This window comes from Pseudonocardia adelaidensis, from assembly GCF_039543345.1.
Taxonomy (GTDB): domain Bacteria; phylum Actinomycetota; class Actinomycetes; order Mycobacteriales; family Pseudonocardiaceae; genus Pseudonocardia; species Pseudonocardia adelaidensis.
Map to the genome: position 1 here is coordinate 81,459 of NZ_BAABJO010000008.1, position 23,962 is coordinate 105,420.

Annotated in this window: 21 protein-coding genes; 20 read left to right on the forward strand and 1 reads right to left on the reverse strand. The window is 75.2% G+C overall.

The features are described from left to right. Positions 1–960 (reverse strand): AAA family ATPase, encoded by a 960-nt coding sequence (locus tag ABEA81_RS12455; RefSeq protein WP_345605358.1) that lies wholly within the window; start codon positions 958–960, stop codon positions 1–3. Between the two features lie 468 nt (positions 961–1,428). Between ABEA81_RS12455 and mraZ the strand changes: the two genes are divergently transcribed. From mraZ to ABEA81_RS12555, 20 genes are all read left to right on the forward strand, one after another. Then, entirely contained in the window at positions 1,429–1,860 is a 432-nt protein-coding gene (gene mraZ / locus ABEA81_RS12460) for a division/cell wall cluster transcriptional repressor MraZ (RefSeq protein ID WP_345605142.1), read from the forward strand. Positions 1,861–2,065: 205 nt separating this feature from the next. Next, positions 2,066–3,046, forward strand: a complete 981-nt coding sequence (rsmH, locus tag ABEA81_RS12465) for a 16S rRNA (cytosine(1402)-N(4))-methyltransferase RsmH (RefSeq protein WP_345605143.1) — start codon at positions 2,066–2,068, stop codon at positions 3,044–3,046. A gap of 25 nt (positions 3,047–3,071) precedes the next feature. Next, positions 3,072–4,007, forward strand: a complete 936-nt coding sequence (locus tag ABEA81_RS12470) for a hypothetical protein (protein ID WP_345605145.1) — start codon at positions 3,072–3,074, stop codon at positions 4,005–4,007. 98 nt (positions 4,008–4,105) lie between these two features. After that, positions 4,106–5,863 carry a peptidoglycan D,D-transpeptidase FtsI family protein gene (locus ABEA81_RS12475; protein WP_345605146.1) on the forward strand — a complete coding sequence of 586 codons (1,758 nt, stop codon included), beginning with the start codon at positions 4,106–4,108 and terminating at the stop codon, positions 5,861–5,863. A 27-nt stretch (positions 5,864–5,890) separates the two neighbouring features. After that, on the forward strand, positions 5,891–6,751 hold the full coding sequence (locus ABEA81_RS12480) for an alpha/beta fold hydrolase (protein WP_345605147.1): 861 nt from the start codon (positions 5,891–5,893) through the stop codon (positions 6,749–6,751). Positions 6,752–6,983: 232 nt separating this feature from the next. Further along, positions 6,984–8,462: a UDP-N-acetylmuramoyl-L-alanyl-D-glutamate--2,6-diaminopimelate ligase gene (locus tag ABEA81_RS12485; protein ID WP_425570540.1), complete on the forward strand. Its 1,479-nt coding sequence runs from the start codon at positions 6,984–6,986 to the stop codon at positions 8,460–8,462. A gap of 123 nt (positions 8,463–8,585) precedes the next feature. Continuing rightward, a complete protein-coding gene (locus tag ABEA81_RS12490) occupies positions 8,586–9,995 on the forward strand; it encodes a UDP-N-acetylmuramoyl-tripeptide--D-alanyl-D-alanine ligase (protein ID WP_345605149.1) in 1,410 nt (469 codons plus the stop codon). 47 nt (positions 9,996–10,042) lie between these two features. Continuing rightward, positions 10,043–11,062, forward strand: coding sequence for a phospho-N-acetylmuramoyl-pentapeptide-transferase (mraY, locus tag ABEA81_RS12495; protein ID WP_425570541.1), 1,020 nt, complete (start codon positions 10,043–10,045; stop codon positions 11,060–11,062). A gap of 107 nt (positions 11,063–11,169) precedes the next feature. Then, entirely contained in the window at positions 11,170–12,606 is a 1,437-nt protein-coding gene (gene murD / locus ABEA81_RS12500; RefSeq protein ID WP_345605360.1) for a UDP-N-acetylmuramoyl-L-alanine--D-glutamate ligase, read from the forward strand. Next, positions 12,603–14,090 carry a putative lipid II flippase FtsW gene (gene ftsW / locus ABEA81_RS12505; protein ID WP_345605151.1) on the forward strand — a complete coding sequence of 496 codons (1,488 nt, stop codon included), beginning with the start codon at positions 12,603–12,605 and terminating at the stop codon, positions 14,088–14,090. Before murD ends, ftsW begins: the two co-directional genes overlap by 4 nt. Beyond that, entirely contained in the window at positions 14,087–15,205 is a 1,119-nt protein-coding gene (murG, locus tag ABEA81_RS12510; protein WP_345605152.1) for an undecaprenyldiphospho-muramoylpentapeptide beta-N-acetylglucosaminyltransferase, read from the forward strand. The genes ftsW and murG overlap by 4 nt, the downstream gene beginning before the upstream one ends. Further along, positions 15,202–16,596, forward strand: a complete 1,395-nt coding sequence (gene murC / locus ABEA81_RS12515; protein ID WP_345605153.1) for a UDP-N-acetylmuramate--L-alanine ligase — start codon at positions 15,202–15,204, stop codon at positions 16,594–16,596. Before murG ends, murC begins: the two co-directional genes overlap by 4 nt. Continuing rightward, positions 16,596–17,393 carry a cell division protein FtsQ/DivIB gene (locus ABEA81_RS12520; protein ID WP_345605361.1) on the forward strand — a complete coding sequence of 266 codons (798 nt, stop codon included), beginning with the start codon at positions 16,596–16,598 and terminating at the stop codon, positions 17,391–17,393. Before murC ends, ABEA81_RS12520 begins: the two co-directional genes overlap by 1 nt. A gap of 218 nt (positions 17,394–17,611) precedes the next feature. Continuing rightward, entirely contained in the window at positions 17,612–19,138 is a 1,527-nt protein-coding gene (gene ftsZ, locus ABEA81_RS12525) for a cell division protein FtsZ (protein ID WP_345605155.1), read from the forward strand. Further along, positions 19,135–19,848: a peptidoglycan editing factor PgeF gene (gene pgeF / locus ABEA81_RS12530; RefSeq protein ID WP_345605156.1), complete on the forward strand. Its 714-nt coding sequence runs from the start codon at positions 19,135–19,137 to the stop codon at positions 19,846–19,848. The genes ftsZ and pgeF overlap by 4 nt, the downstream gene beginning before the upstream one ends. Positions 19,849–19,933: 85 nt before the next feature. Further along, a complete protein-coding gene (locus tag ABEA81_RS12535; RefSeq protein WP_345605157.1) occupies positions 19,934–20,665 on the forward strand; it encodes a YggS family pyridoxal phosphate-dependent enzyme in 732 nt (243 codons plus the stop codon). A gap of 56 nt (positions 20,666–20,721) precedes the next feature. After that, positions 20,722–21,420 carry a cell division protein SepF gene (locus tag ABEA81_RS12540; protein ID WP_345605158.1) on the forward strand — a complete coding sequence of 233 codons (699 nt, stop codon included), beginning with the start codon at positions 20,722–20,724 and terminating at the stop codon, positions 21,418–21,420. A gap of 27 nt (positions 21,421–21,447) precedes the next feature. Beyond that, complete coding sequence (locus ABEA81_RS12545; protein ID WP_345605159.1) at positions 21,448–21,741, forward strand: YggT family protein; 294 nt, start codon at positions 21,448–21,450, stop codon at positions 21,739–21,741. Positions 21,742–21,788: 47 nt separating this feature from the next. Next, positions 21,789–22,628, forward strand: a complete 840-nt coding sequence (gene wag31, locus ABEA81_RS12550; RefSeq protein WP_345605160.1) for a DivIVA-like cell division protein Wag31 — start codon at positions 21,789–21,791, stop codon at positions 22,626–22,628. A 59-nt stretch (positions 22,629–22,687) separates the two neighbouring features. Next, entirely contained in the window at positions 22,688–23,848 is a 1,161-nt protein-coding gene (locus ABEA81_RS12555; RefSeq protein ID WP_345605161.1) for a hypothetical protein, read from the forward strand. Positions 23,849–23,962 lie beyond the last annotated feature (114 nt).

The following is a 23,962-nucleotide window of genomic DNA, read 5'->3' on the forward strand; positions in this document are numbered from 1 at the left end:
TCACCCGCCCCTGGGCGCCGGTACCGGGTGGCGGCCGAGCAGGCTGCGGACGATGTCGACGGCGCTGCGGCGGGAGGCCAGCGCGTCGGGCGTGAGCAGCAGCCGGTGGGCCAGCACCGGGACCGCAACGGCCTGCACGTCGTCGGGCACCACGAAGCCGCGGCCGGCGAGCGCGGCCTGTGCGCGCGCCGCCCGCACCAGCTGCAGGGTGGCCCGGGGGGACGCGCCCAGCCGCACGTCCGGGATGCGGCGGGTGGTGCCGACCAGCTCCACGCAGTACTGGCGCACCTCGGGGCCGACGCGCACGCGGCGGACGGCGTCGACCACCGCCCGGACGCGGCGGGCGTCGGTGACCGGGCGCAGGACGTCGAGCGGGTCCGCGGCGCTGTGCTCGTCGACCATCGCGAGCTCGGCCGCGAGATCGGGGTAGCCGACGCTGACGCGCGCGGTGAAGCGGTCGCGCTGGGCCTCGGGGAGCGGGTAGGTGCCGTCCATCTCCACGGGGTTCTGCGTGGCCACGACCATGAACGGGCTGGCGAGCGCGTAGGTGGCGCCGTCGACGGTGACCTGGTGCTCCGCCATGCACTCCAGGAGCGCCGACTGCGTCTTCGGGGAGGCGCGGTTGATCTCGTCGGCGATCACGATGTTGGCGAAGACGGGGCCGGGGCGGAACTCGAACTCGGTGGTCTGCCGGTTGAAGACCGACAGGCCGGTGATGTCGCCCGGCAGCAGGTCGGGCGTGAACTGCACGCGGCTCACCGAGCAGTCGATCGACCGGGCGAGCGCCTTCGCGAGCGACGTCTTGCCGACGCCCGGGACGTCCTCGACGAGCAGGTGACCTTCGGCGAGCAGCGTGACCATGGCGACGCGCACCACGTCGGGCTTGCCGACGATCACCCGCTGGATGTTGCCGGCGATCCGGCCGCACAGGTCCGCCACGTCACCGAGCCCGGGACCCATGTCGCCGTCCAGCCCGGGACGGCTGCTCGTCGCGGTCACGAGTGCTCCTCCGGAGACCTCGCCAGCTCGGCCACGTGCCCTCCTCCGTGGTCTTCTCACGCGCCCCCTGGGGCGAGACGCGCGTCCAGTCTGTCAAACAGCTGCTCGCGCCTCCCCTCGATGGGTGCCGCAGAGCTTCCCCACTCTGCCCCACCTCGTCCGTCCGTGCGCTCTCCGTGCGCCGTACGGAGGGCGGGGAGCGAGCAGCAGCAGGGTGAATCGGTGCCTCGACACGCGCCGCCGCTCACCGTCCGTGGTCGTCAGTTGTCGCGCGAGCGGGTGGTCCCCCACCTTCCCCCACCTCGTCTGACCAGGTGTTTTCCGTCTTCTTTCCCGAGCGGTGAGCGGTTGTCGGAGTTGACGGTGGGGCGAAGTGGGGTAATGTGGTGATCGCTGGGGCACAACGGGCCGCAGGTGGAGGTGGGGCCGGTGTTCCTCGGCACCTACACCCCGAAGCTGGACGACAAGGGGCGGCTCACGTTGCCCGCGAAATTCCGCGACGAGCTGCGAGGCGGGCTGATGATCACGAAGGGGCAGGACCACTGCCTGTACGTGTTCACGCGCGACGCCTTCACGGAGCTCGCGCAGAAGGTCGCGTCGGCGCCGCTGACGAGCGAGTCGGCCCGCGTCTTCCAGCGCAACCTCTTCTCCGGCACCGACGAGCAGAACCCCGACTCCCAGGGCCGCATCGCCATCACCCCCGAGCTGCGCCGCTACGCGGGGCTGACGAAGGACTGCGTGGTGATCGGCGCGTTCACGCGCGCCGAGATCTGGGACGCCGAGGCCTGGCAGCGGTACCAGGACCAGAACGAGGACACCTACGCGAAGGCGCAGGAGGAGGTGCTCCCCGGACTGATCTGAGCACGAGGACACACGAGGCGAACGTGGGTGACATCGACCCGACGGTGCCCCCACCCGGTAGCCCTGGCGCACCTTCCCCGGTGCCAGGTCTGCCGGGTGGAGGCATCGGTGGATCGTACGGGCCAGCGTGAACGGGCCGCTGTGGGCGGACCGGCCGAACGACGCGGGGGCGCGGGGGCGGCGACACGGGGCAGGGAGGTGTGCGGTGGGGCAGCACGACCACGAGGGCGGGCCAGCTGGGGCCAGGCACGTCCCCGTGGCCCTGCCCCGGGTCGCCGAACTGCTGCGGCCCGCGCTCGCCGACCGGCCCGCGGTGCTCGTCGACGCCACCCTCGGGCTCGGCGGGCACGCCGCCGCGCTACTGGCCGAGCACCCCCGGCTCACGCTGGTGGGGCTCGACCGGGACCCGGATGCGCTCGCCATGGCCGGGCGCAGGCTCGCCGCTCACGCCGACCGGGTCCACCTCGTGCACGCCGTGTACGACCGCATCGCCGACGTCATCGGGGAACTGGGGCTTCCCCGGGTCGACGGCGTGCTGTTCGACCTCGGCGTCTCGTCCCTGCAGCTCGACGCCGACGAGCGCGGCTTCTCCTACTCGCGCGACGCCGACCTCGACATGCGGATGGACCCCACCACGGGCCCCACCGCCGCCGAGGTCCTCAACTCCTACCCGGTGCCGCAGCTCACCAGGGTGCTGCGCGAGTACGGGGAGGAGCGATTCGCCGGCCGGATCGCGGCCGCCGTCGCCCGCAGGCGGGCGAAGGCGCCGCTGCGGCGCAGCTCCGAGCTCGTCGAACTGCTCTACGAGGTGGTGCCCGCGGCGTCGCGGCGCACCGGCGGCCACCCGGCGAAGCGCACGTTCCAGGCGCTGCGCATCGAGGTCAACGGCGAGCTGGACGCGCTGCGTGCCGCCCTGCCCGCCGCGGTCGACGCGCTCGCCGTCGGGGGCCGGATCGTCGTGCTCGCCTACCACTCGCTGGAGGACCGCATGGTGAAGCGGGAGCTCGCGGCGCGGGCGTCGTCCCGTACGCCGGTGGACCTGCCGGTCGAGCTGCCCGGGCACGGGCCCGAGCTGCGCCTGCTCACCCGCGGGGCCGAGCAGGCGAGCGCGGAGGAGATCAGCGAGAACCCGCGGGCGGCCCCGGTCCGCCTGCGTGCCGCCGAACGCATCCGGGAGGCGGCGTGACGGACCAGCAGGAAGTGGTGGTGTCATGAGTGCTCCAGTCACCGAGCGCGGGCGCACCGCCGTCCGTGGCCGCACGGCGGCCATCCCGGCTCAGCGGGGCCTCGCGGGCGCCGTCGCCGCCGCCCTCGCGCCCTCCGTCGAGCCGGCAGCGGGCGCGCGGCGGCCGGCCACGCAGAAGGCGTCCACGCGTGCCGACCAGCGGGCGCGGCGCGGCGCGGGGGCGCGCCCGGCGAAGGCCGTGGCCACCGCGGGACGGCCGCAGTTCGTGCTCCTGATCATGGTGCTGCTCGCGGTCGGGCTGGTGGCCACGCTGTGGCTGTCGACCGCGGCCGCCGCCGACTCGTACCGGCTCCAGGACGCCACCGCCGACGCACGCGTGCTCAGCGAGCAGGCGGAGCGGCTGAAGCAGGACGTCGCCGTGCTCGAGTCGGCGCCCGAGCTGGCCCGGCGCGCCGGCGAGCTGGGCATGGTCCCCGTGCGGGACCCCGCGCGACTCGTGGTGGCCGTGGACGGCGCGGTCGACGTGGTCGGGCAACCGCGCGCCGCGGTCGCCCCGCCGCCGCCACCCCCGCCCGCGCCGCCCGCGGGCGCGCAACCGCCCGCGCCCGGCACCGAGGGGGCCGCGCCGGAGGGCACGACTCCGGAGGGCGCTCACCCGGACGGCGCTAACCCGGACGGCGCTAACCCGGACGGCGCTGCCCCGGAGGATGCGGCGCCGGAAGACGCGACACCGGAGGACGCGACAGAGGGCGACAGCACGCCCGGCGGCACGGCGTCGGACGGCTCGGCACGGCTCGCCGCCTCGGACACGGAGGAGGGCTCTCCCGGGGTCGACGGCGACGCGCCGGCAGAGGGTGCCCGTGGCGACGGGTCCGGGCAGCACGGGGTCGGTGCCGGCGGTGGCGCGGTCGAGCGGGCCGCCGAGGCCCGCGCGGGCGACGGCGCGACGGGCGCCGGCTGATGCCGTCGGCCCCGCCCCGGCCCCGGGCCGCCGGAGCGGCGGCCCGCCAGCAGTCCTCGCCGCGGCCTCCCGCGCCTCGCAGGCCGCCGGACCAGGCGGTGCTGACAGCGCGCAGGCTCCGGATCGGCCGCGTGCTGCTCGTGGTGGTGCTGGCGGTCGCGACGCTCAAGCTCGTGGTCGTCCAGACCGTGGAGGCCGGCGAGCTGCGCGAGGCCTCGCAGCGCCAGTCGACGACGAACATCCGGCTACCCGCCGAGCGCGGCGCGATCACGGACCGCACGGGCGAGCCGCTCGCGTTCAGCGTGGACGCGCGTGCCCTCGTCACGAACCCGCGGATGATCGCCCAGACCCGGGGGCCCGACACCCCGCGCTACGCGGCGGAGATGGCGGCCGCGATCGCGCAGGCCACCGGGCAGGACCAGGCCGAGCTGCTCGGCCTGCTCACCAGCGACCGCGGGTACGTCGTGCTCGCGAAGCTCGTCACGCCCGACGTCGCGCGCGCACTGCGGGACCGGTTCCCCGAGATCGCGGAGGAGCGGCGCGAGGACCGGAAGTACCCCGGGGGCACGCTCGCCGCGAACGTGATCGGCGCCGCCACCTGGAACGCCGACGAGCGCAAGCTCACCGGCCGCGTGGGCCTCGAGAGCTCCCAGGACAACCTGCTCGCCGGTTTCGAAGGGCTGCGCGTCGTCGACACTGCGGAGGACTCGAACGCCGTCATCCCGGGGAGCACCCGCTTCGAGCGGGCCGCAGTGCAGGGCTCGGACCTGCAGCTCACCATCGACTCCGACCTGCAGTACACCGTGCAGCAGGCGCTCGCCGACTACGTGCAGCGCACGGGCGCGGACGCGACGTCGTCGGCCGTGGTGCTCGACGCGCACACCGCCGAGGTGCTCGCGATGGCGAACGGCCAGACGTTCGACCCGCGGGACCTGTCGGCGGCGGCGCCGGCGCAGCTGGGCAACACCGCCGTCCAGGACACGTTCGAGCCGGGCTCGGTGAACAAGGTCGTCACGATGGCCGCGGCGCTGGAGGACGGGATCGCCACGCCGAACGACGTCCTCACGGTGCCGGGCAGCATCCGCGTCGCCGACCGCACGATCCGCGACGCGTGGGACCACGGGACCGAGCAGTTCACGCTCACCGGTGTGCTGGCGAAGTCGTCGAACGTCGGCACGATCATGACGGCGCAGCGGGTGGGGGAGGAGCGGTTCGCCGACATGCTCGCCCGCTTCGGCCTCGGCCAGCGCACGGGTGTCGGCCTGCCGGGCGAGGAGCCGGGCCAGGTGCCGCCGCGGGCGTCGTGGTCCGGGTCGACGTTCGGGAACCTGCCGATCGGCCAGGGGCTCACGGTCACGACGTTGCAGATGGCCGGGATGCTGCAGACGGTCGCGAACGACGGGCTGCGCGTGCCGCCCCGGATCGTCGCGAGCACGACGGGCCCGGACGGCGTGCGGGTGCCCCCGCCGGCACCCGAGCCCGTGCGGGTGGTGTCGCCCCAGACCGCCGCGACCTTGCGCACGATGCTCACCGCCGTCACCCAGGACGCCCACGGCCAGCGCGGCACCGGTTACCAGGCGGCCGTGCCGGGCTACGTCGTGGCCGGGAAGACCGGCACCGCGCAGCAGGTGGACCCGCGGTGCGGCTGCTACTCCCGGCAGCTGCACTGGATCACCTTCGCCGGGATGCTGCCGGCCGAGAACCCGCGCTACGTCATCGCGATCATGCTCGACGCGCCGAAGACCGGCACGAGCGCGGCGCCGCTGTTCCACGACATCGCCACCTACATCGCCCAGCGCGAGCGGCTGCCGGTGAGCGACCAGCCGCCGCCGGTGCAGACCCTGCAGCTGCCGTAGCGTGCGGCCCTGAGCAGGGAGGGCGTCATGGAGCGGTTCGTCCGGGACGGAGAGGTCACGCTCTGCGTGGAGGGCTTCGGATCGCCCGACGACCCGCCTCTGCTGCTCATCTGCGGCAACTCGGGCTCCATGGACTGGTGGGACGACGAGCTGTGCGCGCGGTTCGCCGCGGGCGGGCGGCACGTGGTGCGCTACGACTCGCGCGACACCGGCCGGTCGACGCAGTGGCCCGCCGGGAAGCCGGGCTACACCGGCGCGGACCTCCGCGACGACGCCGTGCGGGTGCTCGACGGCCTCGGCATCGCCGCGGCGCACGTGCTCGGCATCTCGTCAGGCGGGGCGATCGCCCAGCAGGTCGCCGTGGAGCACCCGGAACGCGTCCGCACGCTCACGCTGGTCTCCACGTCGTTCGGCGGCCCGGCGAGCGTGCCGTGGGACGACCTGCCCCCGTCCACGGAGGCGGTCGCGGCGTCGTTCGCGCAGCCGGCGCCCGAGCCCGACTGGACCGACCGCGAGGCGGTGGTCGACCACGTCGTCTCGGGGGAGCGGCTGTTCGCCGGCACGCTGGCGGTGGACGAGGAGCGGCTGGCCGCGCTCGTCCGCCGGGCCTTCGAGCGCACCCCGGACATGGCGGCCGCGTGGAAGAACCACTGGATCGCCGAGCCCGGGCCGCCGATCCGGGCCGGGATCGCGTCGATCACCGCGCCGACGCTGGTGCTGCACGGCACGGCCGACCCGCTCCTCCCGTACGGGCACGGGGAGGCGCTCGCGAAGGAGATCCCCGGCGCCCGGCTGGTCCCCCTGCGGGGAATGGGCCACCAGATGCCGCCACCGCAGGTGTGGGACGTCCTGGTGGCCGAGGTGCTCGAGCACACCGCCGACAAATGACTCGCTGCGCGCGCCGTGCGGTCCCCACCGTGCCCGTGGACCTCGCGAAGATCACACTCCGGGCGCGTTCGTACCGACGGACGCGCACGCTGGGCCGTCCGGCGCGCGGACGGGTGACGCGCGGGCGGTGCGCGCAGGGGTGCCGCGTGGCCCGCCGGTAGCCTTCCCCGACGTGTCGCCCGCGCGCGAAGCTCCTCCTGCCCCGGCCGGCGCACCGCCGCGGCCGCGGGAGGTGCGCCCGGTGCCGCTCGACGTCCTCGGCGCCGCCATCGGGGTGGCCGCGAGCGGCCCGGCGACCGTCACCGGCGTCACGCTGCGGGCGTCCGACGCGCGGCACGGCGACCTGTTCGCCGCCCTCCCCGGCACCCGTGCGCACGGCGCCGACTACGCCGCGGTCGCCGTCGCCGGGGGTGCGGTGGCCGTGCTCACCGACCCCGCGGGCGCCCGGCGGCCCGCGCTCGCAGGCGTCCCGCTGCTGGTGCACCCGCACCCGCGCGAGGTGCTCGGGGCGCTGGCGGCGCTCGTGCACGGCGACCCGACGGCGCACCTGCGCGTGCTCGGCGTCACCGGCACCAGCGGCAAGACCACCACGGCCCACCTGCTCGAGGCAGGGCTCGCGGCCGCGGGGCGCGCCACCGGGCTCCTCGGCACCGTCGGCACCCACATCCGCGGCAGCCGCCTGCCCGCGGCGCTCACCACGCCGGAGGCGCCCGACCTGCAGGCGCTGTTCGCGGTGATGGCCGAGGACGGCGTCACCGACGTGGCGATGGAGGTCTCGAGCCACGCGCTCGCCATGGGCCGCGTGGCGGGTACGCGCTTCGCGGTGGCCGCCTTCACCAACCTGTCGCAGGACCACCTGGACTTCCACCGCGACATGGAGGACTACTTCGAGGCCAAGGCCGCGCTCTTCGACGGCCGGGCGGAGCACGCGGTCGTGTGCGTCGACGACGAGTGGGGGCGACGGCTGGCCGCCCGCACACCGGGCGCCGTCACCGTGTCCACCGGGGGGCCCGCGGCGTGGCGCGGGGTCGACGTGCACACCGGCCCCGACGGCACCCAGAGCTTCACCGCCGTGGCGCCCGACGGCGCGCAGCTGCCGGTGCGGCTGCAGCTGCCCGGCGCGTTCAACGTGGCCAACGCCGTGGTCGCGCTGGCGTGCCTCGACGCGGCCGGGGTCCCCGCCGCGGTGGCCGCCGAGGGCTTCGCCGGGGTGGCCGTGCCGGGGCGGATGCAGCGCATCGAGCAGGGGCAGCCGTTCCTCGCGATCGTCGACTACGCCCACAAGCCCGGCGCGGTGGCCGCGCTGCTCGACGCGCTGCGCCCGCAGGTGCCGGGCAGGCTGATCGTCGTGCTGGGCTGCGGCGGCGACCGCGACCGCGGCAAGCGCCCGGTGATGGGTGCGGCCGCCGCTGCCCGCGCGGAGCTGCTCATCGTCACCGACGACAACCCGCGCACCGAGGACCCGGCCGGGATCCGCGCCGAGATGCTCGCCGGCGCGCGGGCCGAGCCGGGCGCCGGTGACCTGATGGAGATCGGCGACCGCCGCGCCGCGATCGCCGCCGCCGTGGCGTCCGCGAAACCGGGGGACGCCGTCGTCGTTGCCGGTAAGGGGCACGAGACGGGCCAGGAGGTGGCCGGGGTCAAACACCCCTTCGACGACGCCGCCGAGGTGGCGGCGGCCCTCGGCGCCGCGCTGCAGGGCACGCGGTAGCGAGCCTCGTGCCCACGGATGATCGGATATGCCCAATGAGCGAGCTTGCGTGCGAATCACAGTCACAGCGCCCGCGCGCTGCGTCACCCGAAGCGCCGCCTGAGCGATGAGCAGGACGAGAGCATGATCGAGATGCGGCTGGCCGACGTCGCCGCCGTCACCGGTGGGCGCCTCCACCGGGCCTCGGGGGACGAGCGGGTCACCGCCGTCGAGTTCGACTCGCGCGCGATCGGGCCCGGCGGCCTGTTCGTCGCCCTGCCCGGCGAGCGGGTCGACGGCCACTCCTACGCCCCGGCCGCGGTGGCCGCCGGGGCCGCGGGCGTGCTGGCCGGGCGCGAGGTCGACGCGCCCGCCGTCATCGCGGCGCCGGTGGCCCGGCAGGCGGGCACCTACCTCGACGAGACCGACCACGACGGTGCGGGCGCCGCGGTGCTCGCCGCGCTCGCGGCGCTCGCCGGGCACGTGGTGCGGGCCCTGCCGGCCACCACCGTCGTCGGCGTCACCGGCAGTTCCGGCAAGACCTCCACGAAGGACCTGCTCGCCGCCGTGCTCGCCCCGCTCGGGCCGACCGTCGCCCCGCCCGGGTCGTTCAACAACGAGCTCGGCCTGCCCTGGACGGCGTTGCGCGCCGACCCGGGCACCCGCCACCTGGTGCTGGAGTTCTCCGCCCGCGGCGCGGGGCACATCGCGCGGCTGGCCGCCGTGGCCCCGCCCAGGATCGGGGTGGTGCTCAACGTCGGACGCGCGCACGTCGGCGAGTTCGGCTCCGTCGAGGCGATCGCGCGGGCCAAGGGCGAGCTCGTGGAGGCCTTGCCCGCGGACGGGGTCGCCGTCCTGAACGCCGACGACCCGCTGGTCGCCGCGATGGCGAGCCGCACGGCGGCCCGGGTGGTGACCGTCGGGCGGGGGGATGCGCAGATCCGCGCCGAGGGCGTGCGCCTCGACGGTGGACGGGCCCGCTTCACCCTCGTCACCGCCTCCGGGCGCGCGCCCGTGGCGCTGCGGCTCGTGGGCGAGCACCACGTGGGCAACGCGCTCGCCGCCGCGGCGGTCGCGCTGGAGCTCGGGGGCACGGCAGACGGCGTCGCCGCCGCCCTCAGCGCCGCCGAGCCGGCGTCGAGGTGGCGGATGGAGGTCACCGACCGCGCCGACGGGCTCACCGTCGTGAACGACGCCTACAACTCCAACCCCGAGTCGATGCGGGCCGCGCTGACCGCGCTCGCCGCGCTCGGGGAGGGCAACCGGCGAACATGGGCCGTGCTGGGCCGGATGGCCGAGCAGGGTGACGGCGCCGCCGCCGCCCACGCCGAGGTCGCGGCGCTGGCCAGGGAGCTGGGCATCGACCGGCTCGTCGCCGTCGGCACCGCCGACTACCCGGGAGCCCGGCGCACCGCCGACGTCGACGAGGCCGTCGGCCTCCTACGGGCCGAGGCCGGGCCGGGTGACGTCGTGCTGGTGAAGGCGTCCCGGACGGCCGGGCTGGAACGGGTGGCCGATGCGCTGCTGCGCGCGCCGGGACCGGTGCCCCGGTGAGAGGAGTCTTCATCGCCGCGGGCGTCGCGCTCGCGGTCTCGATCCTGATGACCCCCTACCTCATCCGGTTCTTCGCGCGGCAGGGGTTCGGGCAGGAGATCCGGGCCGAGGGCCCGCAGAGCCACCAGGCGAAGCGCGGCACGCCCACCATGGGCGGCGTCGCGATCCTCACCGCGATCTGGCTGGGCTACCTGCTCTCGCACCTGCTCACGGGGGAGCCGATGACCGCGTCGGCACTGCTCGTGCTGTTCCTCACCACGGCACTGGGCATCGTCGGGTTCCTCGACGACTTCATCGGGCTCCGCCGCGCCCGCAACCTGGGCCTCAACAAGACCGCCAAGACCGTGGGCCAGGTGCTCACCGCCACGATCTTCGGGATCCTCGCGCTGCGGTTCGCCAATGCCGACGGCCTCGCCCCGGCGTCGGACAGCCTCTCGTTCGTGCGCGACATCACGGTGCTGTCGTTCGGCGCCATCGGCTTCGTCCTGCTCGCCAACCTCATCATCGCCGGCTGGTCGAACGCGGTGAACTTCACCGACGGGCTCGACGGGCTCGCGGCCGGCACCGGCGCCATCGTGCTGGCGACCTACACGATCATCGGGTTCTGGCAGTTCCGCAACAACTGCGCGATCGCGAGCGCAGCAGGCTGCTACCAGGTGCGCGACCCGCTCGACGTCGCACTCGTCGCGGCCGCGGCGATGGGCGGCTGCATCGGGTTCCTCTGGTGGAACGCCGCGCCGGCCCGCATCTTCATGGGCGACACCGGCTCGCTCGCCATCGGCGGGCTGATCGCCGGGCTGTCGATCGTCACGCGCACCGAGCTGCTGCTCGTGGTGATCGGCGGCGTGTTCGTGGTGGAGGTGCTGTCGGTGGCCGTGCAGATCGCGGTGTTCCGCACGACCCGCCGCCGCGTGTTCCGGATGGCGCCCTTCCACCACCACTTCGAGCTCGCCGGGTGGGCCGAGACCACCGTGATCATCCGGTTCTGGCTGCTCGCCGCGATGTGCGCCGCGCTCGGCCTGGGCCTGTTCTACCAGGAGTGGCTCACGGCAGCGGGCGGCGGCTGACCCGGGGGGTCGTGAGTGGATACGAGGGCTGTAGCACTCTTGTCCACTCACGGCATGAGTTGCCACGGCCTTCTCGATCGTCGATGACCCTGGGGTGTGACCGCGTGATGACTCCCGAGGACCTGTCCGGTGCACCGGTGCTCGTGGCCGGGGCCGGGGTGTCGGGGCTCGCGGCCGCGGCGGCGCTCGTCGAGGTCGGGGCGCGGGTCACCGTCACCGACGCCCGGCCCGCGGCGCTGGCCGATCTCCCCCCGGGCGCGGAGCCCGGTGACGACCCGGACGGCGTGCCGGCCGGCACCGCGCTCGTCGTCACCTCGCCGGGCCGCCGCCCGGACCACCCCCTCGTCGCCGCGGCCGCCGCGGCGGGCGCGCCGCTGGTGGGGGAGCCGGAGCTCGCCTGGTGGCTCGGCCGGGCCATGCAGCGTCCGCCGGTGTGGCTCGCGGTCACCGGCACCAACGGCAAGACCACCACCACCGGCATGCTGGCGGCGATGCTGCGTGCCGCCGGCCGCGACGCCGTGGCGTGCGGCAACATCGGCTACCCCGTCGTCGAGGCGGTGCGCGTGGGCCACGAGGTGCTCGCCGTGGAGCTCTCCAGCTTCCAGCTGCACTGGTCGCCGTCGATCCGGCCACTCGCCGGGTGCGTGCTCAACGTGGCCGACGACCACCTCGACTGGCACGGCTCGCTCGCCGCCTACGCCGCCGCGAAGGCCAGGGCGCTGCGGGCGGACGTCGCCGTCGCGGGGGTGGACGATCCCGCGGCCGCCGCGCTGCTCGCCGCGGCGCCCGCGCCGCGGCGGATCGGCGTCACCCTCGCCGAACCGGCACCCGACCAGCTGGGGGTCGTCGACGGCGTGCTCGTGGACCGCGCGTTCGACGGCGGCCCGCTCGTCGAGGCCGCCGTGGTGCACCCGGCGGGTGCGCCGGGCATCACCGACGCGCTCGCCGCCGCCGCCCTCGCCCGGGCCGTGGGCGTCGGCCCGGACGCCGTCCACGCGGGCCTGGACGACTTCCGGCCCGGCCCGCACCGCGGCGGCGTGGTCGCCACCGTCGGCGGGGTCCGCTACGTCGACGACTCCAAGGCCACCAACCCGCACGCCGCCGCGGCGTCGCTCGCGGCGCAGGCCCCCGCTCCGATCGTCTGGATCGTCGGCGGGCTGCTGAAGGGCGCCTCCGTCGACGACCTGGTCGCGCGGCACGCCCGCGGGCTGCGGGCCGCGGTCGTGATCGGCAGCGAACGCGCCGAGATCATCGCCGCGCTCGCGCGACACGCGCCCGATCTCCCCGTCGCCGAGGTCGTGCCGGGCGACGATGCGACTATGTCGGATGCCAACCCGCCGGACGCCGGATCGGACGCAGCGACGTCGACGACGGTCATGACGAGCGCCGTCCGGCGGGCAGCCGCCCTGGCCAGGCCCGGCGACGTCGTCCTGCTCGCCCCGGCCGCGGCATCGATGGACCAGTTCGCCGACTACGCGGAGCGCGGCCTGAGGTTCGCGGAGGCGGCCACCGCGCTGGGGACGACGCCCGGGACGGCGCCGTGAAGGTGCCGTCGCCCCGCGGCGGGGAGCGGGACCGGGTGCGCGCGGCGTCGAAGGGCGCGGCGAAGGGTGCGGCAGTGAAGGGTGCGGCGCCGAAGGGTGCGGCGTCCAAGGGTGCGGCGTCCAAGGGTGCGGCGTCCAAGGGCGCGGCGTCCAAAGGTGCGGCGTCCGGCGGCGGCACGGCGCGGGGCGGTGGGGCGAGGACCGCGGTGGCCCGCGGGATCGGCGTGCGCCCGAACACGCTGTGGCTCGCGATCGGCCGCACGGCCGCCGCGCTCGGTCAGTGGCTGCGCCGCCCGCTCACCTCGCTGCACCTCGCGCTGGGCGTGTTCGGCCTGCTCACGCTGTTCGGGCTGGTCATGGTGCTGTCGGCGTCGTCGGTGGAGTCGCTCACCGCGGACGGTTCGTCGTACTCGGTGTTCACCCGGCAGCTGATGTTCTGCGTGCCCGGCCTGCTGATGTTCTGGCTCGGGCTGCGCGTCTCCCCGCGCAGGTTGCGCTCGCTCGCGCCCGCCGCGCTCGTCGTCGGCGCGCTGGCGCTGGTGGCGGTGCTGTTCGTCGGCCAGACCCGCAACGGGTCGCGGGCCTGGTTCGGGGTCGGGTCGTTCTCCGTGCAGCCGTCCGAGGCGGTGAAGGTCGCGCTCACGCTGTGGGGCGCCCACGTGCTCGTCGCCCGCCGTGCCGTGATGCACCGCTGGAAGTACGCGCTCTCGCCGGTCGTGCCGGTCACGGTCGTGCTGCTGACGCTGCTGGTCCTGCAGCCCGACCTGGGCATGACGATCTCGCTCGGCGTGGTGCTCGTCGCGCTGCTCTACTTCGGTGGCGCGCCGATGCGGCTGATCCTCGCGATGTCCGCGGGCGCCGCGGGCGGGGCCGTCGCGCTCGCGCTCACCGCCGAGTACCGGATGAGCCGGATCACGGCCTTCCTCTCGCCGTCGAGCGCCGACCCGCAGCAGGCCGGCTTCCAGGCGCGGCAGGCGCTCTACTCGCTCGCCGACGGCGGGCTGTTCGGGCAGGGCCTCGGCCAGGGCCGCGCCAAGTGGAGCTACCTGCCCAACGCCCACAACGACTTCATCTTCGCGATCGTGGCCGAGGAGCTGGGCTTCATCGGCGCGTTCGCGGTGCTGGCGCTCTTCGCCACGCTGGCGTACACCGGCTTCCGGATCGCCGCGCGCAGCGCCGACCCGTGGCTGCGGCTCGTGGTGGCGACGTCCACGACGTGGCTCGTGACCCAGGCCGCCATCAACATCGGGTACGTCGTGGGGCTGCTGCCGGTGACCGGGCTGCAGCTCCCCCTGATCTCCTCGGGAGGCACGTCCCTCGTGGTCACGATGTTCGTCTTCGGGGTGCTCGCCAACGCGGCGCGGCACGAGCCCGAGGCCATCGCGGCGGTCAAGCAGCACGGGGAGGGCAAGATCGCCCGGCTGCTCAGGCTGCCGCCGCCGCAGCCGTACCGGGCGCCGGTCCAGCGCGGGCGGTTGCGATGACCGGGCCGTCCATCGTCGTGGCAGGCGGGGGGAGCGGGGGGCACATCGAGCCCGCGCTCGCCTTCGCCGACGCGGTGCGCGCGCTGCGCCGGGACGCGCGCATCACCGCGCTGGGCACCGAGAAGGGCCTGGACACCACGCTGATCCCGGCCCGCGGCTACCCGCTCGAGCTGATCCCCCCGGTGCCGCTGCCGCGCAAGCCCACGGCCGACCTGCTGCGGTTGCCGGGCCGGGTCCGCGGTGCGGTCGCGCGGGTGCGCGAGGTGCTCACCGGCGTCGGCGCCCAGGTGGTGGTGGGCTTCGGCGGCTACGTCGCGCTGCCCGCCTACCTCGGTGCCCGCGGCCGCGTGCCGATCGTCGTGCACGAGGCGAACGCCCGCGCCGGCCTGGCCAACAAGGTCGGTGCCCGGTTCGCCGACATCGTCGCGGTGGCGGTGCCCGGCACCGGGCTGCCCGGTGAGCGCGTGGTGGGGATGCCGCTGCGGCGCTCCATCACCGGGCTGGACCGGCAGGCGCTGCGCGCGCAGGCCCGGCAGTTCTTCGGGCTGCCGCCGCAGGGGCCGGTGCTGCTCGTGTTCGGCGGTTCGCTCGGCGCGCGCACGCTCAACACCGCCGTGGCGGCCGCGCTGCCCGAGCTGCTGCGGGCCGGCATCGCCGTGCTGCACGCGCACGGCAAGGCCGGAGAGCCCGCGCCGCCGGCGCGCGGGTACCTCGGCGTGCCCTACATCGAGCGGATGGACCTCGCCTACGCCGCCGCCGACGCCGTGCTCTGCCGGGCGGGCGCCACGACCGTCGCGGAGGTGTCGGCGGTCGGCCTGCCCGCCGTCTACGTACCGCTGCCGCACGGCAACGGCGAACAGTCGCTCAACGCCCGGCCCGTGGTCGCCGCCGGCGGGGGCGTGCTCGTGGACGATGCCGACCTCACGGGGGAGCGGGTGGTCACCGAGCTCGTGCCGCTCCTGCGCGACCCCCGGCGGCTGGCCGCCGCCGGAGCCGCCGCCCGCTCGTCCGGGCACGCCGACGCCGCCGACACGCTCGCCCGCGTGGTGCTGGAGCTGGTCGGGGCGTCACCGGAGCCGGCGACGGAGGTGCTGCCACCGTGGAGGGACCGATGAGCATCGAGCTCGAGAAGCGCGTGCACCTGATCGGGATCGGCGGTGCCGGGATGAGCGGCATCGCGCGGATCCTCGTGGCCAGGGGCGCGGTGGTGTCCGGCTCGGATGCGAAGGACTCCCGCACCGTGCTGGCACTGCGCGCGCTCGGCGCCGACGTCGCCGTCGGCCACGACGCGGCGCACCTGCCGGAGCCGCCCGCCACCGTGGTGGTCTCCTCCGCGATCCGGGAGAGCAACCCGGAGCTCGCGGCGGCCCGCGAGCGCGGCATCCCGGTGGTGCACCGGGCGCAGGCGCTCGCCGCGCTCACCGCGGGGCGGCGCCTCGCCGCCGTCACCGGCACGGCCGGCAAGACGTCCACCACGTCGATGCTCACGGTCGCGCTGCAGCACTGCGGGTTCGACCCGTCGTTCGCGATCGGCGGCGACCTCGCCGCGTCCGGTTCGGGCGCGCACGAGGGCAGCGGCGACGTGTTCGTCGTGGAGGCAGACGAGAGCGACGCCTCGTTCCTCGCGTTCTCGCCCGCGGTGGCCGTGGTGACGAACGTGGAAGCCGACCACCTCGACCACTACGGCAGCGCCGAGGCCTACGTCGCGGCGTTCGACGAGTTCCTGGCCCGGATCGTGCCCGGTGGAACGCTCGTGACCTGCGTGGACGACCCCGGCGCCGCCGCGCTCGCCGACCGCGCCTGCGCGCGCGGCATCCGGGTGCGCCGCTACGGGCGTGCCGACGGCGCCGACGCGGCGCTCGTCGACTTCCGCCCCGACGGCACCGGCGCGCGGGTCGTGCTGCGCCACGACGGCCGCGAGCACCACCTGCGGCTCGCCGTGCCCGGCGAGCACATGGCGCTCAACGCGCTCGGCGCGCTGCTCGCCGGGGTGGAGCTCGGAGCGGAGGTCGGCGCGCTGCTCGCCGGGCTCGCCGCCTTCGACGGCGTGCGGCGGCGGTTCGAGTTCCGCGGCCGGGCCGCGGGCGTCGCGGTCTACGACGACTACGCCCACCACCCGAGCAAGGTGGCCGCTCAGCTGCGGGCCGCTCGCCAGGTGGTGGACGGGCACGGCCGCGTGGTGGTGGCGTTCCAGCCGCACCTCTACTCCCGCACGCGCGACTTCGCCGCCGAGTTCGGCGCCGCGCTCGGGCTCGCCGACGAGGTCGTCGTGCTGGACGTGTACGGCGCGCGGGAGGACCCGCAGCCCGGGGTGAGCGGGGCCCTGATCGCCGACGCGGTGCCGCTCCCGGCGGAACGCGTGCGGTTCGTGCCCCGCTGGGAGGACGTGCCCACCGTCGTGGCGGACATCGCCGCCCCGGGCGACCTCGTCGTCACGATGGGCGCCGGTGACGTCACCGTGCTGGCGCCGGAGATCCTGGTCGAGCTGGAGCGGCGGGCCCCGTGATGGGGCGACCGGGTCGTGCGCGCCGGGGTGACCGCGCGCTCGCCGAGCGGCCGGTCGCCCGCCCACCCCGTGATCCCGAGCGGATCCCGCCGCGCCCGGTGTCGCGGGAGCGCTACCGTCGCCGGCGCCTCGCCGCCCTGCTGATCGGGACGGTGCTGCTCGTCGGCCTCGCCTTCGGCGCCCGAGTGCTGGTGTACGACGCAGGCCTGTTCGACGTCGAGGCCGTGCAGGTCACCGGCACGGCCACCGTGCCGGAGGCGGACGTGCTCGCCGCGGCCGCCGTGCCGACGGGGGTCCCGCTCGCCGCGATCGACACGGACGCCGTTGCCACGCGGGTGGCGGCGTTGCCGCCGGTCGAGTCGGTGTCCGTCGGGAGGTCGTGGCCGCACACGGTCACCGTCGTCGTGACGGAACGGGTGCCCGTCGCGACCGTCTCGACGGCGCAGGGCCCCGCGCTCGTCGACCGCTCCGGGGTGGTCTACCGGGGTGCGCCGGCCGAGGGCCTGCCCCGGCTGACCACGACGCCGCGCTCCGGCGACCCGGCGACGCTCGCCGCCGTGGCCGTGCTCGCCTCCCTGCCCGACGCCCTGCGCGCGCAGGTCGAGACCGCGGGGGCCAGCGTCGTCGCTCCGGGCGCGCCCGGCCAGGTCACGCTGAGCCTCGCGGACGGGAAGGAGGTCCGCTGGGGCACCCCGGACCGGGACGGGGAGAAGGCCGCCGCCCTCGGCGCGCTGCTCACGCAGCCCGGCACCGTCTACGACGTCACGAGCCCCGACCTGCCGACGATCCGTCGCTGATCGGGTGTCGTCGGATCGCCCGCTATGGTGACGACCGGCCCCCGCGCGCCCGTTCTCGCGGGCCGGAGGGGAAGATCAGCATTGAAGATCAACCCCTTTGGGGGCTGGCGCGCCAGCGGCGCGCCTGCTGGACCGAGACCGGGACGAGACCTAGCGTTCTCCCCCGATGGCCCGGACCCCCGGGGACGGACCCGAGCTTGACTGGAAGGTGCGCCCGTATGACGCCCCCGCACAACTACCTGGCCGTGATAAAGGTCGTCGGCATCGGTGGCGGCGGCGTCAACGCCGTCAACCGCATGATCGAGGTCGGCCTGAAGGGTGTCGAGTTCATCGCGGTGAACACGGACGCCCAGGCCCTGCTGATGTCGGACGCCGACGTCAAGCTCGACATCGGTCGTGAGCTCACCCGAGGCCTCGGCGCCGGCGCCAACCCCGAGGTCGGCCGCAAGGCCGCCGAGGACCACCGCGAGGAGATCGAGGAGGTCCTCAAGGGGGCCGACATGGTCTTCGTCACGGCGGGCGAGGGCGGCGGCACCGGCACGGGCGGCGCGCCCGTGGTCGCGTCGATCGCCCGCAAGCTCGGTGCCCTCACGATCGGCGTCGTCACGCGGCCGTTCACCTTCGAGGGGCGCCGCCGCGCGGGGCAGGCCGAGGAGGGCATCACCTCCCTGCGCAACGAGTGCGACACGCTCATCGTGATCCCCAACGACCGGCTGCTGCAGCTCGGCGACGTGGGCGTCTCGCTGATGGACGCCTTCCGCTCGGCCGACGAGGTGCTCCTCTCCGGTGTGCAGGGCATCACGAACCTGATCACCACGCCCGGTCTGATCAACCTCGACTTCGCGGACGTCAAGTCCGTCATGTCCGGCGCGGGCAGTGCGCTGATGGGCATCGGGTCCTCCCGAGGGGAGGGCAGGGCCGTGCAGGCAGCGGGCAAGGCGATCAACTCGCCGTTGCTCGAGGCGTCGATGGACGGCGCGCAGGGCGTGCTGCTGTCCATCGCGGGTGGCTCCGACCTCGGTCTGTTCGAGATCAACGAGGCCGCTTCGCTGGTGCAGGAGGCCGCACACCCCGAGGCCAACATCATCTTCGGTACGGTCATCGACGACTCGCTGGGCGACGAGGTCCGGGTCACCGTCATCGCCGCGGGCTTCGAGGCGGGTGGGCCCACGCACAAGAAGCTCGAACCCACCGCGTTCAAGTCGCAGGAGAAGCAGCAGCCCTCCGGGGTGATCGCTTCGGGGGTGAGCGGCACGACGTCGCCGGCAGGCGGGAACGGCAGTGCGCCGGCCGGCACCGGGGCGCAGCCCGCCGCCACCGCGCCGAGCGCGCCCGCGCCCCCGCCCACGGCGGCGACCGCGCCGTCGAGCGGTGCCCCGGTCGGCAACGGCGGCACCACCGGGAACGGAACGGCCACCGGGAACGGCACCGGGGTCGCCGCCGCGCAGACCGCGCCGTACACGAGCCCGCGGGTGCCCGTCGCGCCGAGCCAGCCCGCCGCCCCGAGCACGCCGAACCAGGCCGGCACCCTGCCGCCCGCTGCCCCGCCCGCCGCGGGACCCGGCGGTGCGTACACCTCCGCCCAGCGCCCGTCCGACCAGCGCCGGGAGACGGCGTTCGACTCGGTGCCGGAGCCCCAGCGCCCGCATGTGGCCGAACGCTCCACGGCCCCCCTCTACACCCAGCCGGTGGACGTCGCGGACCTCGACGACGACGTGGACGTGCCGCCGTTCATGAAGAGGTGAGCCCTCGCGTCCGGCGGGTGGTGAGCACCCGGGCGGGCGGCCGCTCCCGCGGCGACTTCGCCTCGTTCAACCTGTCCGCGCTGGTCGGGGACGACCCGGAGGCCGTGGCCGCCAACCGGGCCCGGCTGCGGCGCGAGCTCGGGGTGCCCGTCGTGTTCCTCGAGCAGGTGCACGGCACCCGGGTGGCCACGATCGACGCCGTGCCCGGGCCCGACGCGCCGGACGTGCCCGCCACCGACGCCGCCGTCACCGCCCTGCCGGGGGTGGGCATCGCGGTGCTCGCGGCCGACTGCGTGCCGGTGCTGCTGGCCGACCCGGTCGCGGGGGTCGTCGGGGCCGCCCACGCCGGGCGCGTCGGCGCGGCGGCCGGGGTACTGCCGGCCACCATCGCCGCCATGGAGGCGCTCGGAGCGCGGCGCGCCGCGCTCGAGGTGCTGCTCGGCCCCGCGATCTGCGGCGGCTGCTACGAGGTGCCCGAGACCATGCGCGCCGAGGTCGACGCGCGGCTGCCCGGCAGCGCGGTGCGCACGCGGCGCGGCACGCCCGGGCTGGACCTGCGCGCCGGGCTCTACCACCAGCTCACCGAGCTCGGCGTCGCGCGCATCGGCGGCGACCCGCGCTGCACGAGGGAGACCCCTGAGCTGTACAGCCACCGCCGCGATCCGCGCAGCGGCCGCCAGGCCGCGATCACGTGGCTCGACCCGCGGTGAGCTTCGTGCACGGCGCTGGACGAACGGCACCCTCGTCCGATAGAGCGGTACAGATGTGCCGTTCGTACAACCAGGGGCGTTGCTCGTGAGCGCTGACCGGCGGGACGAGCTCGCGGGGCGGCTCGCCGCGCTGCGCTCGCGGATCTCCCGCGCCTGCGTCGCGGCGGGGCGGGAGCCCGACTCCGTGGAGCTCCTCGCCGTGACGAAGACGGTGCCGGCCTCGGATGTCGCGGTGCTGCTCGACCTCGGGCTGACCGCCTTCGGCGAGAACCGCGTGCAGGAGGCCGAGAAGAAGGTCGCCGCAGTCGCGGAACTGCGCCCGGACGCGCATCCGCGATGGCACCTCGTCGGGAGCCTGCAGCGGAACAAGGCCAGGTCCGTGGTGCGCTGGGCCGATCGGGTGGAGTCGGTGGATTCCACCCGCCTCGCGGACGCGTTGGACATGGCCGCACGGCGCGAACAAGAGACCGGTGGGCGCACCGATCGGTTACCGATTCTGCTGCAGTACAGCGTCGACGGTGACCCACTGCGAGGAGGCGTGCCCCGAGCGGGTCTCCTGCGCCTCGCCGAACACGTCGCCACGTGCGCCGGGCTGCGGCTCGCCGGACTGATGGCGGTGGCCCCGCTCGGCGCCGACCCGGACGCCGCGTTCGCGGACGTCGCCGCGGCCGGCTCCGAGCTGCGCGAGCGGTTTCCGCAGGCCACGGTCCTCTCGGCCGGCATGAGCGGCGATCTGGAGGCCGCGATCAGGCATGGATCGGGCGTGGTGCGTGTCGGAACGGCCCTTGTGGGGGAACGACCGTTAACCTCGCGGTGATCGTCGGTCGCCGGTGCAGCGGCCGGCCGTCGGGGCAGTCGATGATGGGAGCGCGGATGGGCGCGATGTACCGGCTCAAGGCCTACTTCGGCATGGTGCCCGCCGAGGAGCTGGGCGAGTACTCCGACGATGCGCTCGCCGACCGGTACCCGGAGCCCCGGCGCGAGCGCTCGGCGCGCGACTACGCCAACGAGCGCTGGGACGACCGCTTCGCCTACGAGGACGACTCCGAGCACGCCCGGCGCGACCGCTACGACGACGAGTGGGACCGCCGCCCGGCGCGTCCCGTCGTGGCCGAGCGCGCGGTGGCCCGCGGCGTCGGATCTCCGGTGCGCGGGGCCCTCGCCATGGATCCTGACCTGCAGGAACCGCTCCGGTCGGTGCCGCAGGTGCCGGCGACGGTGCCCGAGCAGCGCGACCGCGCCGCCACCGGGGCCGCCGCGCTCGCCCGTATCACCACGCTGCAGCCCCGCAGCTACCGGGACGCGCGCACGATCGGCGAGCGGTACCGCAGCGGGGTCCCGGTGATCATGAACCTCACCGAGCTCGAGGCCGCGGAGGCCAAGCGGCTCGTCGACTTCGCGGCCGGCCTCGTGTTCGCCCTGCACGGCGGCTTCGACAAGGTCACGAGCCGGGTCTTCCTGCTGACCCCGGCCGACGTCGAGGTGTCGGCGGACGACGCGCGGATGCTCGCGCAGCGCAGCGTCTCCGGTGGGGCGACCGCCGACCCCGACCGCGGCTTCCGCGGGGAGTGAGGACCGGTCCCGGTTAGGATCGGCGATGTGCCGCTCGCCATCCAGTTCGTCCTCTACTACCTGCTGTTCTTCTTCTGGCTCCTGCTCGTGGGCCGGATCGTGGTGGAGCTCGTGCGCAGTTTCGCGCGCCAGTGGGTGCCGGCGGGGCCCAGCGCCGTCGCTCTCGAGCTGATCTTCACTGCAACCGACCCGCCCGTGAAGTTGTTGCGGAGAGTGATCCCCGTCCTCCGGATCGGCGGCGTTGGACTGGACCTGTCGATTATGGTTCTACTGCTGGTGGTGTTCATACTGATGAACGTTGCCCAGCCGACGCCGTTGTGAGCCCCAGTCACACGGTGCCGCCGCCGAGGACTGCATGAGGTGATCCGATGCCGCTGACGCCCGCCGACGTCCACAACGTCGCGTTCAGCAAGCCCCCGATCGGGAAGCGGGGGTACAACGAGGACGAGGTCGACGCGTTCCTGGACCTGGTCGAGGCCGAGCTGGCTCGCCTGATCGAGGAGAACGAGGACCTGCGCGAGCAGGTCTCGCAACTCGAGCAGCGCCTCGGGAACGCGCAGGCCGACCTGGAGGAGGCCCGGTCGCGGCCTGCTGCTGCGGTGTCTCCACCGACGCAGCAGATCCAGCGGCAGGAGCCGCCGCTGCGCCCGGCCGAGCCACAGCGCCCGGCGTTCGCCGACGCCGCCGAGGGTGGCGACAGCCACGTCCAGGTCGCGAAGGTCCTGAGCATGGCCCAGGAGATGGCCGAGCGGCTCACCGCCGAGGCCAAGTCCGAGGCCGACGCGATGCTCGCCGACGCGCGCACCAAGTCCGAGCAGCTGCTGTCGGAGGCCCGCGCCAAGTCCGACGGCCTCGTCAACGACGCCCGTGCCCGGGCCGAGACGATGCTCAACGACGCGCGTACCAGGGCCGAGACCCTGGAGCGCAACTCGCGTGACAAGGCCGCCACGCTGGTCGGCGACGCCGAGCGCAAGCAAGCCGAGATCATCGGCACCATCACGCGCGACAAGTCCGTGCTCGAGAAGAAGATCGACGAGCTGCGCACGTTCGAGCGCGAGTACCGCACCCGGCTCAAGACCTACCTGGAGTCGCAGCTGCGCGACCTCGGGGAGCGCGGGTCCGCGGCGCCTTCCGACAGCCGGTCCAGCTCGAACGGCGGATACGCCGCCTCCACCGGCTACGGCCAGCGCGCCGACGCTGGGAGCTGACCTCGACCGACCCGGGTGGTGCGGCCGAGGTGCCGCACTTCCGCAAGACGGAGTGAGACGTGCTGCTGCTGGTCCTGATCCTCGTTCTGATCGCCTTCGGCCTCCTCGTGGTGGCGCTGCTGTCCGGCAGCGTCCTGTGGGCCTGGGTGTCCGTCGGCGTCAGCGTCGCCGCCGCGGCGGTGTTGCTGATCGACTGGCTGCAGCGGAGGAGCGCGGTACGGGCCGGTGCCGAGGCTGCCGCCGCCCAGACCGCGGCGGAGCCGCCGCGCGTCCGCACGCCCGATCCGGAGCCGGTCACCGAGGTGCTCCCGGTCATCCCGCGGTCCGCCGACGCTCCTGGCCGCACCGGTGGGGCAACGACCGGTGAGCGGTTCGACGACACGTCGGACACCACGAAGACCGTCGTGATGCCCGTGGTGCAACCGTCCGCCTCTGCGGAGCGACCGCCCGGCGCTTCCCGCGAAAACACCGCGTCGAGCGGTGATTCGTCACCCACCGTGACCAAATCGGGGGTTCCGACTACCGCCGCCACCCCTTCGACGGGCACGGACGAGAAGGGCCCCGCCACGGACGACGGGCCGCCCACCACGGCCGCGCCCAGCGCGGCCGGGTCCACGTCCGGCGAGGGTGGGCAGGGCTCGTCGTCGACGCCGCCCACGGAGGCCGTCCGCAACGGCCGGGCCGGCGACGCCGCCGACTCGAGCCCCACCACCGCGGCGCGCGCGCCGGAGGGCCCCGCCGAGGGCGCCGGCACCGAGAGCGCGCAGGCCGCCGCCGAGGAGCCCGCCGCGGACGAGGCCGCCGACCCGGCCTCCGACGGCGCGGGCACGGGTGTCGAGACGGCGGCGGCAGCGGAGAAGCCTGCGGAGAAGCCCGCCGAGACGCTGCCGGGTGCACCGGAGCAGCAGCAGGGCGCCGCCGCCGGGGCGGCCACCGCGAACGGCTCGGCCACCGGGTCCGAGGCCCCACCACCCGCGGCCGACGGGGAGCCGCCGGAGGAGCAGCGCGATCCCGCGGCCGCCGCGGTCGTCGCCGGGCTGGAGACCGAGGTGCTGGTCATCGACGAGCAGCCGCGCTACCACGTGGCGCCCTGCCGCGCGCTCACCGGGAAGGCCACGATCCCGCTGCCCGTCCGCGAGGCCGTCGAGCTGGGCTTCACCCCGTGCGGCTGGTGTGCCCCGGTCCGCACCCTCGCCGCCCAGGAGCCCGCAACCCGCTAGCCGGCGGATGTGGGCCTCGGGGCCGGATCGGTGCGGGGGTGGGCGCGACGCGGCTGTCCGCACACGGCGCCTCGATCGGGTGTCGATCGCATCCCGTCCCGAGATGAGCGGGCT